The following is a 14,642-nucleotide window of genomic DNA, read 5'->3' on the forward strand; positions in this document are numbered from 1 at the left end:
CGGTCCCCGCTGTCACCGACGTCTGATGACGGCAAGAGGAACAAACGTACAATGGATGCTTCCGAGTTCGGATCACGGAACAGTGCGGATAGCGACAAATCGGACAACGAAATCCATGGGGCCAACGCGCTTGACGAAGGGCATCGATGCATTGCTCCTCCGTCCACGACTCCCACGGACCATCCGGAAATACGGTCACAATCACGAAAGCACCCCCACAAAACAAGAACTTATGTTCCTATTTTAATCGAAATCCAGTTTATTTGTCAACAGATTCCAAAAGCTTTGCTGAGCGAACGGTATAAGCCTCGAAACGCGTTTTAGGGTGTTACTCAAGCTGTGTCGATCCATTTTTTACCACAAAAAAATACCTCTCCCGACGGAAGAGGTAATACGAATCAAGTTTGCGTATTATTGTACAATCCCGTGAAGTAAAGGCCTATGCGAGCCTTGCTCTGCCCCAAGCCGGTAGGCGGCCCGAACGGACTGGACGGCGCTTGCAGCTCGCTCGTCGTCAGCACGGACATGCAGGGTGGCGAGCAAATCGCCTTCGCGAACGAAATCGCCGGGCTTGGCCGCAAGTTCGATTCCGACCGCATAGTCGATCACGTCGTCCTTGGTCGCGCGTCCTGCGCCCAGCGTCATGGCGGCCAGGCCGATCGCTTCGGCTTCGATGCCCAGCACGTAGCCTTCTCCAGCAGCCGGTACGGACAGACGAAGCGGCGCTTGCGGGAGCCTCGACAAATCCTCCGTGATGCCGAAATCTCCGCCCTGAGCCGTCACAAAGGCAGCGAACTTGCGAAGCGCTTCGCCGGAGGAGATGGCGGCCTCCAGCTTCTGGCGCGCAGCGTCGGTGTCATCGGCTACGCTGCCCAGGACCAGCATATGGCTGGCGAGCACGAGCGAAACTTCCCTCAGATCTTCGGGCCCCTCGCCTCGCAGCACCTCGATCGCTTCGCGTACTTCAAGCGCGTTGCCGATCGTGCGTCCGAGCGGCTGGTCCATGTCGCTGATGACCGCGACGGTACGCCTTCCGACCTGATTGCCGATGGCGACCATGGCGGCGGCCAGCTTAGCGGCATCTTCAGGCGTCTTCATGAACGCCCCGTCCCCCGTTTTGACGTCCAGCAATATCGCATCCGCGCCGGCCGCAATTTTTTTGCTCATGACCGAGCTCGCGATAAGTGGGATGGATTCAACTGTGGCCGTCACGTCGCGAAGCGCGTACAGCTTCTTATCTGCGGGTGCGATATTGCCGCTTTGACCGATGACCGCGACGCCGAGCTCGTCCACCTGCGCGAAGAAGCCTTCGCGGCTAAGTTCTGTCCGGAAACCCGGGATCGATTCGAGCTTGTCGATCGTACCGCCCGTGTGGCCGAGCCCTCTGCCGCTCATCTTGGCGACCGGCACGCCGCAAGCCGCGACGAGAGGAGCGACGATCAAAGTCGTCTTGTCGCCCACACCGCCCGTGCTGTGCTTGTCCACTTTGACGCCGGCGATCGACGAAAGATCCACAGTATCGCCGGAGTTGGCCATCGCAAGGGTCAAGGCGGCCGTCTCTTTATCCGTCATGCCCATATAACAGACTGCCATGGACCATGCCGAAATTTGATAGTCAGGTATAGTGCCGTCTACGAGACCCTTGATCAAAAAGCCGATCTCGTCCTCGCTTAGCTCGCCGCCAAACCGTTTTTTGCGAATGATGTCTACGGCTCTCATGGTTGCAGCGTCCTCCTTAACAGGGTTGCTTTAGGTTACGATTACAGCTTCGGTAGCAATGCGAGTACGAGCCGGATAAACTGCTGCTTGACGCGTTCCGTCGTCTCCATGACCTCTTCATGGGACAACGGCTGATCGAGAATGCCTGCTGCCATATTGCTGATACAGGAAATGCCGATCACTTCAAGCCCGGAATGGCGAGCGACCAAAACCTCCGATACGGTCGACATGCCGACGGCATCGGCTCCGATGACCCGGAGCATCCGAATCTCCGCCGGGGTCTCGTAATTCGGGCCGAGCAGTCCGGCGTACACGCCTTCACGTACCGGAATGCCGAGATCGGCAGCCGTTTCTTTGGCGAGCTGACGCAAACTGCGCGTGTAGGCATCGGACATATCTGGGAAACGAACGCCTAGGGCGTTGTCGTTCGGACCGACCAGCGGATTGCGCCCCGTCAGGTTCAGATGGTCGGAAATAATCATCAGGTTGCCCGGCTCGTAAGCCAAGTTTACCCCGCCTGCCGCGTTGGTTACGAACAGCGTTTTGATGCCCAGCAGCTTCATGACGCGAACGGGCAGCGCCGTGCGCTCGGGCTCGTAGCCTTCGTACATATGGAAACGCCCGCGCATCAAAGCGACCGGACGCCCTTGCAGCCGTCCGACGACAAGCTCGCCCGCATGTCCTTCGACCGTCGATACGGGGAAATGGGGAATGTCTTCGTAAGGAATCGTCACTGCCTCTTCCATTTCGTCCCCGATGACACCGAGTCCGGATCCGAGAATGAGACCGACTTCCGGACGCAAGTCCGTACGCTCGGCGATATATGCCGCTGCTTCTTCAATAATGTTGATGGTAGGATAAACCAATGGAATCCGCTCCTTAGACTTGAATGAAAAGTTAAATCAGCTTGTCGAGAAAGCTGGAACCGTGCGCCGTCTTCGGAACGCCGAAGTTGTGGGCAATCGTCGCCGCAAGATCGGCGTACGTCGCAAGCGTGCCCAGATTGCCGGGCTGTTGCAGCGAGGGTCCGTACGCGAGGATCGGCACATATTCCCGAGTATGGTCGGTTCCCGGATGAACGGGGTCGTTGCCATGGTCAGCCGTGATGACGATGAGGTCATCGGGGCCCAGACGCTGAAGAAGCGCGGGAAGGGCTTCGTCGAACGCTTCGAGCGCTCGGGCATAACCATCCACGTCGCGACGATGTCCGTAAAGCGAATCGAAATCGACGAGATTCGTAAACAGCAAGCCTTCGAAGGAGCCTTCGAGTTGCGCGATCGTCGTCTCGATGCCGTCCTGATTGCTTTTCGTCGGAATCGACTTCGTGATGCCTTCGCCGCAAAAAATATCGTTAATCTTGCCGACAGCGATCACGTCTTTGCCCGCCTTTTTGAGTGCATTCAGCACAGTCGTCTCCGGAGGCTTGACGGCATAGTCATGCCTGTTCGACGTGCGCTGGAAACTGCCTGGCTTGCCGACGTAAGGCCTGGCGATCACGCGGCCGACGGAATATTCGTCCTTGTTGGTCAGCCGGCGGGCAATACGGCAAGCCTCATAGAGCTCCTCAAGCGGGATGACGTCCTCATGCGCCGCGATTTGAAATACGCTGTCCGCCGACGTGTAAACGATCCAAGAGCCGCTGCGCATTTGTTCCGCGCCAAGCTCGTCCAAAATTTCCGTGCCCGAAGCCGGCTTGTTGCCGATGACGGTACGCCCGGTTTCCTTCTCGAACGCCTCGATCAGCCCTCTCGGGAAACCGTTCGGGAACGTCCGAAAGGGCTTCTGGATCTTCAGCCCCATCAACTCCCAGTGTCCGGTCATCGTATCCTTCCCGACCGACACCTCCGCCATTTTGCCGAAATAGGCCCCGGGGGCGTCTTCCGGCTGCCAATCGCCGAGCGAAGCGATATTGCCAAGTCCTAGGCGTCTGAGGTTCGGCAGCGACAATCCGGTCGGTCCCTCCGCGATGTGCCCTAAGGTGTGCGATCCCGCGTCGCCATAGTCGGCTGCGTCGGGAAGCTCGCCGATGCCGACGCTGTCGAGCACGATGACGGCCATTCTTTTAAACGGCATGCTTGATGTCCTCCCTCGTACTCCGTAGTTCGTTTACTCTTACTCGTCTCCCTGCCCGCCGCGAGTGCGGGGGTGGAAACTGTCGTACACGTCTCTAAGCTTAGCCTTGCTGGAAGGCTGGTACACCTGTGTCGCTGTCAAATCCGCGTGTCCAAGCATCTCCTGGACCGAACGCAGGTCCGCGCCGTTGTCGACGAGATGGTAGGCAAAGGAATGCCTGAGCGTATGCGGGGTCACTTCGGTGCTGACGCCGGCCGATGCCGCATGCTTTTTAATTAGCTTCCAGAAGCCTTGCCTGGTCATTCGGCTGCCCAGATGGCTGATGAACAAGGCCTTTTCTACCGCGCCGTCGCGCAGCAGCCTTGGTCTGGCTTCCTGCAAGTATTTTATCATCCAATCGCGGCACATGGAACTGATCGGGATCATTCGTTCCCTTCCGCCCGTTCCGCGGCAGGCCAAGAGACGAAGATCGGTTCGCACGTCCGCGACGTCCAGATTCGTAAGTTCGGTGACGCGCATGCCCGTCGCATACAGCGTTTCGAGCATCGCGCGGTCCCGGACGCCCGCCTCGTCGCTCAGGTCCGGCGCTTCAAGCAGCCGTTCAACGTCTGATAAAGAGAGCGCGCGCGGAGATCTTCGCTCCGCTTTTGGAGCCGCCAGACGCGTTGCGGGATTAGCCGCCGTCAAACCGGTCTCGAGCGCAAATTGAAAAAACGCCTTAAAGGAGACGATTCTTCGAGAAACCGTGGCGTTCGTTCTCCCCTGCTCCTTGAGCCGGTTCAAATAAGCGGACAAGTGAAAGGGCTTGATGTCCGCCGTCCTAACGATATCGTCATGCGCCTGCAGCTCGCGCGCGAGATCCTCCAGATCGCGGCGGTACCCGTCCAGCGAGTTGGCGGCCAGATGCCGCGTCGCCTTCAGGTGAGACAGAAACGGATTGATGTCCTGGTTCATGGGGCAGTTTCCTTCCTCGTTTGCCTATACCGCTTAATTCCACGTCCGCCGCCGCGAATCCTGCCCCGCCGCTATTCTCCGAGCCAGTAAAACAGCCGGAGTCTGTCCGCTTGCGATGAATGGCCGCCATCCGAACCGTCGGCGCCGAACACTTTTTCGGCCCGCCCTTCGGGCACGCGGTACGGATCGAGAGGCGACAAGGCTGTCTGCAGCCAGCCGTAAGCGTAATGAGCAGCTACCGTCAACGACAAAAACAAAAGCGTAAATTGCAGGCGATCCCACCATTTGCCGATCGACAGATCCATACGAACGCCTCCTCGTCCCTGTCTACAATCACCGTATGTACGACGGCGGGCGATCATGCCCGGGCCAATGACACGGTCGCTGCACCAACAGTCGTTATCGCCCGTAAACTGCTCGCGAACGATTAACGGCGAATAGCCGTCCGGGGGCGAACGTGTCATGAAGGAGACGATCCGCAAGCTCGCACGGCAGTTTAAAGCAGGCCGCAAATCAGCTGGCCGAACGACGAGAAACGTCATTGTGCTCAAAAACAAGAAGGGCTATGACGACTGTATCAGGCACCTGAAGGCTGCGGGCATTCGTCCCGTCAAAACCGTGCGGCGTTGCCGTTTGATCGGCTGCGAGGCGCCTCGCAACGTCGATTGGACGGCTTTAAAACAACATCCCAGCGTTGCCTATATTGAAAAGGACCGCCTCGTTAAGATGCACGGCAGACCCGTTAAATCGGGGCCAAGCCGCGGAAGGCAGACGAAGAGAAGCTGCCGAATCGATCCGGCTAAAATTCCTTGGAACATCGCCCGCATCGAAGCGCCCCCGGTTTGGAAACGGACGCTGGGCAAGTGCGCGAAACTCGCCATCGTCGATACGGGTATCGGTCCGAATCCCGATCTATCCGTAGCCGGAGGCGTCAATACGATTAACGGCGGTTCGTTCAAGGACAATAACGGACACGGCACGCACGTCGCCGGAATCGCCGCGGCTACCGGACGCAAGCGTATATACGGCGCTGCGCCCAAGGTTCGGCTATATGCCGTCAAGGCGCTCGACGAATTCGGCTTCGGCTTTGTCTCCGATATCGCCGAGGGCATCGACTGGTGCGTCAAAAACCGCATGGACGTAATCAATATGAGCTTCGGCCTGGCCGGAGAAAGCCGTATCCTTCGGGAAGCCGTCGCTCGCGCAAGGCGCAAGGGCATCGTCATGACCGCATCCGCCGGCAACGACGGCCCGAGCAACGCCCGCATCGACGCGCCTGCGAGATATGCCGGCGTGCTGGGCATCGCCGCCACGACGAGGCGCAATCGCGTGGCATCGTTCTCGAGCCGCGGGAAAGGGATCGCGCTGTCCGCACCTGGCGTTGACATCTTGTCGACCGCTCCGGGACGCGGCTACGTGCGCATGAGCGGCACCTCCATGTCCTCGCCGCACGCCGCAGGCGGTGCGGCGCTGCTGCGCTCGCTGGCACCGGGCAAACCGGCCGCCTGTATCGCGCGCAAGCTCGTCGCGAATGCCAAGCCGCTGCCGGGCGGCCGCCGGGCGGTGGGCGCCGGCCTGCTCCAGGTTGCGCCGGCTGCGGCGGCGCTTCGTCCCGCGCCCCGCCGCCCTTCCTGTGCGGGTAGCCGGTTACGCGCCAAGCGCAGACGAAGCCGCCAGAGCTAATGTTAACGTTCACACTGACGCAACAAGCGCGCGAGGTTTTCTTATAACCGTGCGTGCAAAATGACGAAAAAATCCCCGAGCCCTGTTGCGGCTTGGGGATTATAACAAAGGCGTTCAATGGCTTAGAGCAGCGACTCGATCTCTTCGGCCATCGTCTCGGGCGTTTCCTTCGGCTCGAAGCGCTTCGCGACGCGGCCTTCGCGGTCGATGACAAACTTTGTGAAGTTCCAGGCGATATCCGCCCCGCCCGTCTCGCCCTTCAAATATTTGAACAGCGGGAGCGCTTCGTCGCCGTTCACGTCAGCCTTGGCGAACAGCGGGAACGTCACGCCGTAATTCAGCTTGCAGAAGCTCTCGACTTCCTCTTCCGTGCCGGGTTCTTGCTCCGCGAACTGGTTGCAAGGAAAACCGAGCACGACCAGGCCCTGGTCACCGTATTTCTCGTAAAGCGCCTGCAGCCCTTCATATTGCGGCGTCAGGCCGCACTTGCTGGCGGTGTTGGCGATGACGAGCACCTTGCCTTGGTACTCGGACAGATCGACTTGCTCGCCCCGGATGGAAGGCGCTTTGAATTCGTAAACGGACATGGTTTATTCCCCTCTCTTATCGGCGGCTCCGACAGGCTGCAGCGCCGTCATCAGCTCGCTCATTTGACTGCGAATTTTGAGCAGCATATCAACGTTCACGCCCGACTGGCAAAATACCTTTTCCGGCACTTCCAGCGCCTTTTCTCTGAGCGCCACTCCTGCTGCCGATAAACGGATCAGCAGCTGACGCTCATCGCCCGCGTCCCGCGAACGGGTAAGGAGACCTTGCGCTTCAAGCTTCTTAAGCAGGGGCGTTAGCGTGCCCGAATCCAGGTACAAGCGCTCGCCGAGCTCCTTGACGCTCACGGAGTCCCGCTCCCACAGCGCCAGCATGGCAATATACTGCGTATAGGTCAAGCCCAGCTCCTTGAGAACGGGCTGATACAGCCTCGTAATCTCTTTGGCGCAGGCGTAGACGGCAAAGCAAGTTTGGTTTTCCAGCTTCAACGCTTCTTCGGAAGACATGGAACCTCCTCTCCTTTCTACGGTCAACTATCGTGATCGCATATCAACAGCACGCACAATTAAATTGCCTGCAATTGAATCAAATCCAATATTATATTTATAGCGGTCCCGTGTCAATGACTTGACTTTTTATTTTAATTGCATACAATTTAATTTGACGAGATTAAAAGAAGGAGGAATTCCCCATGTCGATCTACGATATTGAAGTCTCGGACGCGCGTGGCACGGTGCATCCCCTGTCCGAGTACAAAGGCCAAGTGCTGCTGATCGTGAACACGGCGACCAAGTGCGGCTTCGCTCCTCAGTTCAAGGGCCTTCAGAAGCTTTACGACAAGTATAAGGACGCAGGATTTGCCGTACTCGGGTTCCCGAGCAATCAATTCGCGAACCAGGAACCGCTCGAGGACGAAGCCATTGCGCAAGCGTGCGAGCTGAACCATGGCGTGAACTTCCCGCTCTATGCGAAAATCGACGTCAAAGGCAATGACGCGCATCCGCTCTTCAAGCATTTGACCCGCGAAGCGCCAGGATTGCTCGGAACAAGAAAAATCAAATGGAACTTCACCAAATTTCTCATCGGCCGGGACGGCAAGGTCATTAAGCGCTACGCGCCGACCGACACGCCCGAAAAAATCGAAGGCAGAATTCGTGACCTGCTGTAATACAAGTCAGAACAGCTCTAATACAAGTCATTAGAACGCTAAGCCCCGGCATGAATTATGCCGGGGCTTAGCGTTAGCTTGCTATTTCATTTCAAGAGCTATTCGTTAAATACCTGAGGCCGCCGCTTCCTCGGAGCTCTTCGCCGCAGCTTCGTTCTTCGCTTGGCACTTGGCGCAGATGCCCTGGAAGTCCAGGCGATGGTCAAGAACATTGAAGCCGTATTCGCGCTCCAGCCGCTCTTCGAGCGGCGTCAGCCAATCCTCCATGATCTCGGTCATCGTCCCGCACTGCACGCATATCAAATGATGGTGATGGTGCTTGTTAGAATCGGTACGGAGATCGTAGCGCGCGACGCCGTCTCCAAAGTTCATTTTTTCGACGATATGCATCTCGCTGAGCAGTTCAAGCGTCCGGTATACCGTGGCGAGACCGATCTCAGGGGCCTTGTCCTTCACAAGCATAAAAACGTCCTCGGCGCTAAGGTGGTCCTCTTCGTTCTCCAAAAGTACCCGGACCGTCGCTTCCCGCTGTGGGGTCAGCTTGTAGCCCTGCGATTGCAATTGCTGCTTCACTTTGTCAATACGGGCTTCCATGTCCTTCCCCCTCCGCCCCAAAACACACTTGATTTCATTATAGGGGGAGCCTCTTCCGGAAGTCAAACCCGCGTCGCCTTCAAGCATCGCGATCTTGCAAAATTCGCGCTCGCGGCAGCTTCACAGCCAGCCGGACAGACCGGACAAGATGTGGGGCACGACAAACGCCTCCCACATCGCGGCAATGCCGAGCACGAGGAAAAGCGCAGCGGATGTGCCCGTATGCGAGGCGAGCGGAGGCAGCAGTCTTCCCCTGCCGAGAAACAGCCGCTCGCGGCCGACGTAATAGGCGAAGCGGACCGCCGATACGCTGGCGATCGCCAGCGCGGGGACGACGACGAGGTTCTGCGGCGCTACGACCGCAAGCGATACGGCCACGCCTTTCCAAGCCAAATGACGGACAGTCAAACCGACCGCGAAGCCAATCAATACTCCTTTTAGAAAGTCCAGCGCGAGTATGAACGGGCTGCCGACGACTGAAATACCGAGGAGCCAGATCAGTCCAAGCCATTTTAAATGAAAAAATAGCCGATCCCGAAACACGTCAAGCGGGGCCGTCGCTCCTGTGGACGTCCCGCCAAGATATGCGCCGAGCTCGTCCGACAAGTTCTGCTGCTGCTCCAGCGACAATGCGTTCACGACGAGCGCGCCGAACACCGCCCCGACGGCGATCAGCACGCCGACGAACAAATACAGATTCAGCTTGCCGCGTAACGGCATCTCCATCGCGCCGCGCTTCATCGGTCGCTCGCCTCCCGCCGCATAGGCTTGTATCAACGCCTATACGTATGCAACGCTCGCTCGGGTTATTCGCGTTCTTCGGTTTCCGCTCCCGTTCGCGCCCCGGCCCGCTCGCCGATACGACCGTATGTCCCGCCGCTTCCGGCGGTCAACTGCAATCGACCCGCGCGCGCGTCGAGGATGGCATCGGCAATCCGTTCGCCTGCCACAGCCGCGATATTTTCTCTATCGAACCGGTGCAAAATGTCCATCTCCGTGCCGACTTCCCGAAGCAGCCGCTCCCTCATCTTGGGCCCCACGCCAGGGAAAAAGCCGAGCGGCACCTGATGCCTGTAAGGCGGCCTTCCCGCAGGCCAGGCCGGCTCCTCCCTGTCGGCAAGCCGGGAGATGCGCACGTCGACACCGGTCACAAGACGCGGATTGCCGCAGGACGGACAGACCTCGTCGGCTGCGCCTGCCGGCAGCGGCGAGCGGCAGGAGGGACAATAGCTGGCATGGTATTTGCCCAGCTTCGGATGAAGGCCGAGGTTGGCGGTTATCTGCCTTCCGTCAAGCCCTTGAAGTGCGGCAGCGAACTCGGCAAAGGAAGGCTCGCCGATGAGCAGTTCATTGCATTCGCGCCCGATCATTCCCGTCGAATGCGCATCGGAATTCGTCAGCACCGGATAGCTGTCTAGCTGCGATAGTCTTCCAGCCATCGTACTATCTGCGCTAAGGCCGAGCTCGATCGCTGCGATGCCGTCCGGCTCGAGCCGGTCCGACAGACGGTCCGCCGAACAGCCGAGCAAGCCGCGGTGCGGCGTGAACACATGGGCCGGAACGAGGAGGCCACCGCGATCGAGCAGCTCCCGCTGGAGCTCGCGGCCGGTTGCGCGGATCCGCTGCGAGCTTAATGTCACGTTTTTCATCCGCGGCGTCATCCAGGCCGTCCATTCCTTCATTGCCGCCAGCGACGGCAAGTATGCCAGCAAATGATAGGGGCCCCCGCCCCAGCCGGTCTCGCGGACTTCAATCTCCGTGCCCAGAACGATTACCGTGTCTCGATAGCGGATACCGCCGCCGGGCACCTCAGACATCTCGCCCGTTTCCAGCAACCGGTCGATATCGGCCTGCACCGCGGGCGAATGGCAATCGATCACGCCAATCAGCGCGATCCCTTTGCGCTCGGAAGCTTCCTCGGCGATCGCCTGAAAGGTCAGGTTCCGGCTCGCGCTGATTTTAACAGGACTGCCATCTCCGCTGCTGCCGATATGCACGTGCATATCGGCGAAGCACGGACGCAGTCCGCTCACGCCCCGAACGCTTCCGTTTGCCGCCAATGGCGCCATACGAGCACGCCGATCAGCGTCTTGGCATCGCAGATGCGGCCGTTCGCGATGTATTCGTCCGCTTGCTCGGGCGTCAGCGCTTCGAGGTTCAGAAACTCGTCCTCGTCCGGCTTCAACTCGCCCGCTTCGAGATCGTCGGTGAAGAACAGATGGATCAGCTCATCCGCAAATCCAGGCGAAGTCGCGAATGTCCGCACATAACGGATACTGCGCGCCCGGTATCCCGTTTCTTCCTCCAGCTCGCGGATCGCCGCTGTCTCCGGTTCCTCTCCGGCGTCCAGCTTGCCCGCAGGAATCTCCACCTGCATGCGCTCGAGCGGCTTGCGGAATTGATCCACGACCAGCAGCTTGCCTTCGTGCACCGCAATGACGGCTACGGCGCCCGGGTGCTTCACGATCTCCCGCGTCGCCGTGCCTCCTCCAGGCAGGCGAACGGTATCCACCTGCAAAGAAATGATTTTGCCTTCGAAGCGCTTGTCCGTCGACACGGTTTCTTCGTAAAAAGGGTGCTTAACCCCACCTGCGTTCGGTTTTTCGGTACTCATTTTTTCGCACTCAGCTCCTAATTTAATGTCATCTGCCGGTTCGCCGGCGCATAGATCAAACATATAGGCTTGTCCGGCCGAATGCAAGAATAGCGCGCACAGCCGGCAACGCACGCCAAAGGAGGCAATCGTATGCTTAAACGATACGCGGAGCCGGACCGCATCCGGTGGGCAGGCAAGGCTTGGGAGATCAAAAGCGCGCTGCGCAGCCTCGAACGGCAAAAAGGCGGCAACGTCCGCCTGAAGGATTTGCTGCCGGAGATGACGCTGCATAGGACCCGGCTTGAAGGAATTAGAAAACGGTAACTTTACACTTTTTTAAAATATTAGCTTGCCGCTCGGCCCGCTGTCAGCGATAGCGATCGAGCAGTTCCGATAATTTGCCGCGGATCGCCTCCCGTAATGCCTCCGGCTGCACGACGGTCGCCTCCCCGCCCAGACCTAAGAAAAATTCCGCGTAAAACGGAAGCTCGCTTCGAGGCACATCCTGATCGATCGCGCCGCTGCCGTCCGCTCGCACCTCCAGCATCGGTGCTAGCCACAGCTCGGCTTCGCAGCGCTGCATGCCGGACCTGCTCAGCTCTGCCCGAAGCCTGATCGGAGCAACGGGCTCTGTCGCCTCGCGCCGGCTGAGCGCGATTGCTCCGAGGTCAAGCGGCAGCGTGCCCGTCCGGTCCGGCACAGCCTCGCGAATGCGGTCGCAGCGGAACACGCGAATTCCCGAACGAAAAAAACAATAAGCGGTGCAATACCAAAGACCGCTGTTCGCATAAATGCGGACAGGCTGAATCAGCCGTTCGCGCTCTCCTTCTTCCCCGGAAATATAAACAATCGAGAGAACCTGCTGCCTGACGGCCGCGTCGAGCAGCACGGCAAGGCATGGCGCTTCGCCTCGTCGCGCGGGCGTAACGAAGTCGACCCGATTTTTCATGCCGTCGATTCGGTCCCTGACGTCGCCGGGCATATGGAGATAAAATTTGTTCAGCGCCGACGCCGACTCTGCTTCGAAAGGCAGCGAGCCGTAGTGGCGAAGCGCGTGCACGGCAAAAAACATCGACACGGCCTCTTCCTCGGTAAAAGCGATCGGCGGCAGTACGCGCTCCCTCACGACCTGGTAGCCGCCATGGGGGCCGACCTCCGAATAGAGCGGCACGCCAAGCTCGCTCAGTTCCTGCAGGTCTCTCAGAATCGTGCGCTTCGATACGCCGAACTCGTCGGCCAGTTCCTGCACCTTGAACCGCCGCTTGCGGTTTACGGTCATCATCAGCTCCATCAATCGCTTGGATTTAGGCATTGGTCGGACCCCTTCCCCCTGAAAAGCTTGCCGGGTTCATGACAATTGTTGTCACCATTATGTCTTATGATGGGAACCGCAAGCAACCTTTCCGCGGGAGTGATCCATCGATGTTCAAGTACGCTTTGCTTTTTTTCCTCGTCATGTTCATGATCGGAACGGATACGTTCCTGATCTCGCCGCTGCTCCCCGAGCAAGCCGCATTCGGCGTCCGGACCGAGTGGACCGGCTGGATGCTTGGCGCCTACACGCTGGGCTCGGCGGGTATTTGCCGATCGGACTGTTCGCATCGGTCTGTCTTGCGCTCTCGCTTGCCGTCTTCGCGGCGAGCGGCGTGTTCGTTCGCCCACAGACGCGGACGGACAGTCGCGAACAAGCTTGAAGCAGCTCGTCAAAAAAGTAGCCCTTAGTCCGCAGCGGTCTCATTCCTGCCATTCGCGAAGACGGATCGATACGGTTTCGGGCTTGGTCGGCGTCAAGCTGCCGCCTTTGGGCTCGATCGTGAGCAGGATGGACTCCCATTCCTCAGGACGAACGTTCGTGGCGTATAAATGCGCGCGGCTGTCATGAAAACTCAGCAAGCCGAGATTTGCGCTCTTGGCGCCGGAGCTGGCCCATGCCTGAACGTCGGTGCGCGCCGAGGGCAGAAGTCCGTCCATCAGCAAAAAGAGCTCATGCGTGCGTATATTTAGCCACAGCGTTTCCCTCGCTCCGCCATGCAAGCCGATCTCCATCCCGGCGGGACTCCGATCCCCGACTTCGTAGACGACCGTGTCCGGCTCGCCCAGGATCGATACGCCTTTCGGCTCATGAAGCTGCGCGTAGCCGGCCGGGCTTTATTCGGGCCCGGCTTCCCGGACCTCGCCGCTCGCGAACGGATGCAACAGCAAAATCACAACGGTAACAATCGCGCCTAGTCCGCATACCACGGAGATGGCCGGCCGCTTCGCTGCCGTAACCAACACGCGCATCGCGCGTCTGCCGATAGCATAGACGCCCGCGCGCAGCAGCAGGCTGCGCCGCCTTCCGGGCGATAAAGCCTCCATGTTGGCGGGCGACGCGTATTGGCCGGCGGGCGACGCGTATTGGCCGGCGAGCGACGCGGAAAGGCCGGCAGACGGTGCGGAAAGACCGGCTGCCGTCCCTGTGCGGCGCGGCTCATCCTGCAAGGCTGGCCGGTTCGAGGAGCCGCGCTCGCCGCCGAGCAGCTCCGCCCATTGCACGAAAACATCGCCGCAATCGCGGCATCTGTCCTTATGCGCCAAGAGCGCTTCCGCATCTCGCGCGTTTAGCCTGCCATAAAGCAGGTCGATCCAGCGTTCCTCCGGAACGCCGCACGATCGCTCACTCATGCCCGCCGCCTCCTTCCCCGGCGCCCCAGCCCATGCGATCGAGCGCCTTGCGCAGGTGGCCCAGTCCATAGCGCACGCGCGATTTAACTGTGCCTATCGGTACATGCCAGGCATCGGCCAGCTCCTTGTGGCTGCTCGGCGTAAAATAAGCTGCCGCCAGCGCCTCGCGCTGCAAGCCGGGCAGCTGGCCGATCGCGCTCCGCACCGCTTCCCGTTCCATGCGCGCCAGCACCGCAGTCTCCGGCTGCGCGCTCGCCGCGGTCACGACGGACGCATCCCCGGTCTCGCCGCGCAGTACCGTCCGGCTGCGCTTGCGAAGACGGTCGAGGCATTTGCTTTTCACCTGTACGGCGAGCCATGCCTGCGCCGATCCGCGGGAAGCGTCGTAACGGCCCGGACTTTTTATGACGCTTAGCAATACGTCATGAACCGCGTCCTCGGCCTCCATCCGATCCCCTAGCAGGTGGCATGCCAGCGGCAGCAAGAAGGGCACCGCCTGCTCGTACAGTTTTTCGAACGCTCGTGGATCGCCTTCCTCCATTTTTTTCAGCCACTCGGCCATCTCCAGGACAGACGCCGCCGAAGTCCCGCTCATGTCGCTTGTTCCCCTCCGTCGAATGACGTTTTTACTATATTCATAGCAGA

Annotated in this window: 18 protein-coding genes and 2 pseudogenes; 4 read left to right on the forward strand and 16 right to left on the reverse strand. The window is 59.4% G+C overall.

The window, feature by feature from the left end; translation table 11 throughout:
• Positions 1–34: 34 nt before the first annotated feature.
• The 6 genes and pseudogenes from ACFSR7_RS23360 to ACFSR7_RS23385 form a co-directional block, all read right to left on the reverse strand.
• A pseudogene (locus ACFSR7_RS23360) lies at positions 35–205 on the reverse strand (transposase); the annotation flags it as partial.
• Between the two features lie 206 nt (positions 206–411).
• Positions 412–1,719 (reverse strand): pyrimidine-nucleoside phosphorylase, encoded by a 1,308-nt coding sequence (locus ACFSR7_RS23365; RefSeq protein WP_378165727.1) that lies wholly within the window; start codon positions 1,717–1,719, stop codon positions 412–414.
• Positions 1,720–1,760: 41 nt separating this feature from the next.
• Positions 1,761–2,585 (reverse strand): purine-nucleoside phosphorylase, encoded by an 825-nt coding sequence (locus tag ACFSR7_RS23370; protein ID WP_378165729.1) that lies wholly within the window; start codon positions 2,583–2,585, stop codon positions 1,761–1,763.
• 31 nt (positions 2,586–2,616) lie between these two features.
• Positions 2,617–3,792, reverse strand: coding sequence for a phosphopentomutase (locus tag ACFSR7_RS23375; protein ID WP_378165730.1), 1,176 nt, complete (start codon positions 3,790–3,792; stop codon positions 2,617–2,619).
• Between the two features lie 39 nt (positions 3,793–3,831).
• Positions 3,832–4,746, reverse strand: coding sequence for a site-specific tyrosine recombinase XerD (gene xerD / locus ACFSR7_RS23380; RefSeq protein WP_378165732.1), 915 nt, complete (start codon positions 4,744–4,746; stop codon positions 3,832–3,834).
• Between the two features lie 71 nt (positions 4,747–4,817).
• Complete coding sequence (locus ACFSR7_RS23385; protein ID WP_378165734.1) at positions 4,818–5,051, reverse strand: DUF4227 family protein; 234 nt, start codon at positions 5,049–5,051, stop codon at positions 4,818–4,820.
• 157 nt (positions 5,052–5,208) lie between these two features.
• Here ACFSR7_RS23385 and ACFSR7_RS23390 point away from each other — a divergent pair, with 157 nt between their 5' ends.
• Positions 5,209–6,429, forward strand: coding sequence for a S8 family peptidase (locus ACFSR7_RS23390; protein WP_378165736.1), 1,221 nt, complete (start codon positions 5,209–5,211; stop codon positions 6,427–6,429).
• A gap of 122 nt (positions 6,430–6,551) precedes the next feature.
• Here ACFSR7_RS23390 and ACFSR7_RS23395 read toward each other — a convergent pair whose 3' ends face one another.
• Positions 6,552–7,016, reverse strand: coding sequence for a glutathione peroxidase (locus ACFSR7_RS23395; protein WP_378123202.1), 465 nt, complete (start codon positions 7,014–7,016; stop codon positions 6,552–6,554).
• Between the two features lie 3 nt (positions 7,017–7,019).
• Positions 7,020–7,481 carry a MarR family winged helix-turn-helix transcriptional regulator gene (locus tag ACFSR7_RS23400; RefSeq protein WP_378165738.1) on the reverse strand — a complete coding sequence of 154 codons (462 nt, stop codon included), beginning with the start codon at positions 7,479–7,481 and terminating at the stop codon, positions 7,020–7,022.
• Positions 7,482–7,666: 185 nt separating this feature from the next.
• On the opposite strand from ACFSR7_RS23400, the gene ACFSR7_RS23405 reads away from it, so the two are divergent.
• Positions 7,667–8,143 carry a glutathione peroxidase gene (locus ACFSR7_RS23405; RefSeq protein ID WP_378165740.1) on the forward strand — a complete coding sequence of 159 codons (477 nt, stop codon included), beginning with the start codon at positions 7,667–7,669 and terminating at the stop codon, positions 8,141–8,143.
• A gap of 105 nt (positions 8,144–8,248) precedes the next feature.
• On the opposite strand, the gene fur is transcribed toward ACFSR7_RS23405, so the two are convergent.
• From fur to ACFSR7_RS23425, 4 genes are all read right to left on the reverse strand, one after another.
• The gene (fur, locus tag ACFSR7_RS23410; protein ID WP_378165742.1) at positions 8,249–8,737 is read right to left on the reverse strand and encodes a ferric iron uptake transcriptional regulator; all 489 of its coding nucleotides are present in this window, start codon (positions 8,735–8,737) and stop codon (positions 8,249–8,251) included.
• Positions 8,738–8,857: 120 nt separating this feature from the next.
• Positions 8,858–9,478 carry a stage II sporulation protein M gene (gene spoIIM, locus ACFSR7_RS23415; RefSeq protein ID WP_378165744.1) on the reverse strand — a complete coding sequence of 207 codons (621 nt, stop codon included), beginning with the start codon at positions 9,476–9,478 and terminating at the stop codon, positions 8,858–8,860.
• Positions 9,479–9,543: 65 nt separating this feature from the next.
• Positions 9,544–10,740: an endonuclease Q family protein gene (locus ACFSR7_RS23420; protein WP_378166096.1), complete on the reverse strand. Its 1,197-nt coding sequence runs from the start codon at positions 10,738–10,740 to the stop codon at positions 9,544–9,546.
• Positions 10,741–10,766: 26 nt separating this feature from the next.
• Positions 10,767–11,351, reverse strand: coding sequence for an NUDIX hydrolase (locus tag ACFSR7_RS23425; protein ID WP_378165746.1), 585 nt, complete (start codon positions 11,349–11,351; stop codon positions 10,767–10,769).
• 132 nt (positions 11,352–11,483) lie between these two features.
• Here ACFSR7_RS23425 and mciZ point away from each other — a divergent pair, with 132 nt between their 5' ends.
• Positions 11,484–11,657 carry a Z-ring formation inhibitor MciZ gene (mciZ, locus tag ACFSR7_RS23430; RefSeq protein ID WP_378165748.1) on the forward strand — a complete coding sequence of 58 codons (174 nt, stop codon included), beginning with the start codon at positions 11,484–11,486 and terminating at the stop codon, positions 11,655–11,657.
• A 43-nt stretch (positions 11,658–11,700) separates the two neighbouring features.
• On the opposite strand, the gene ACFSR7_RS23435 is transcribed toward mciZ, so the two are convergent.
• The gene (locus ACFSR7_RS23435; RefSeq protein WP_378165750.1) at positions 11,701–12,645 is read right to left on the reverse strand and encodes a helix-turn-helix transcriptional regulator; all 945 of its coding nucleotides are present in this window, start codon (positions 12,643–12,645) and stop codon (positions 11,701–11,703) included.
• Between the two features lie 110 nt (positions 12,646–12,755).
• Here ACFSR7_RS23435 and ACFSR7_RS23440 point away from each other — a divergent pair.
• Positions 12,756–12,908, forward strand: a pseudogene (locus ACFSR7_RS23440) (MFS transporter); the annotation flags it as partial.
• A gap of 159 nt (positions 12,909–13,067) precedes the next feature.
• Here ACFSR7_RS23440 and ACFSR7_RS23445 read toward each other — a convergent pair.
• The 3 genes from ACFSR7_RS23445 to ACFSR7_RS23455 all read right to left on the reverse strand — a co-directional run bounded on the left by ACFSR7_RS23445 (position 13,068) and on the right by ACFSR7_RS23455 (position 14,592).
• Positions 13,068–13,379 carry a hypothetical protein gene (locus ACFSR7_RS23445; protein WP_378165752.1) on the reverse strand — a complete coding sequence of 104 codons (312 nt, stop codon included), beginning with the start codon at positions 13,377–13,379 and terminating at the stop codon, positions 13,068–13,070.
• Positions 13,380–13,481: 102 nt separating this feature from the next.
• Entirely contained in the window at positions 13,482–13,997 is a 516-nt protein-coding gene (locus ACFSR7_RS23450; protein ID WP_378165754.1) for a hypothetical protein, read from the reverse strand.
• Positions 13,990–14,592: an RNA polymerase sigma factor gene (locus ACFSR7_RS23455; RefSeq protein WP_378165756.1), complete on the reverse strand. Its 603-nt coding sequence runs from the start codon at positions 14,590–14,592 to the stop codon at positions 13,990–13,992. The genes ACFSR7_RS23450 and ACFSR7_RS23455 overlap by 8 nt, the downstream gene beginning before the upstream one ends.
• Positions 14,593–14,642 lie beyond the last annotated feature (50 nt).

This window comes from Cohnella sp. GCM10020058 (assembly GCF_042683485.1).
Lineage (GTDB): Bacteria > Bacillota > Bacilli > Paenibacillales > Paenibacillaceae > Cohnella.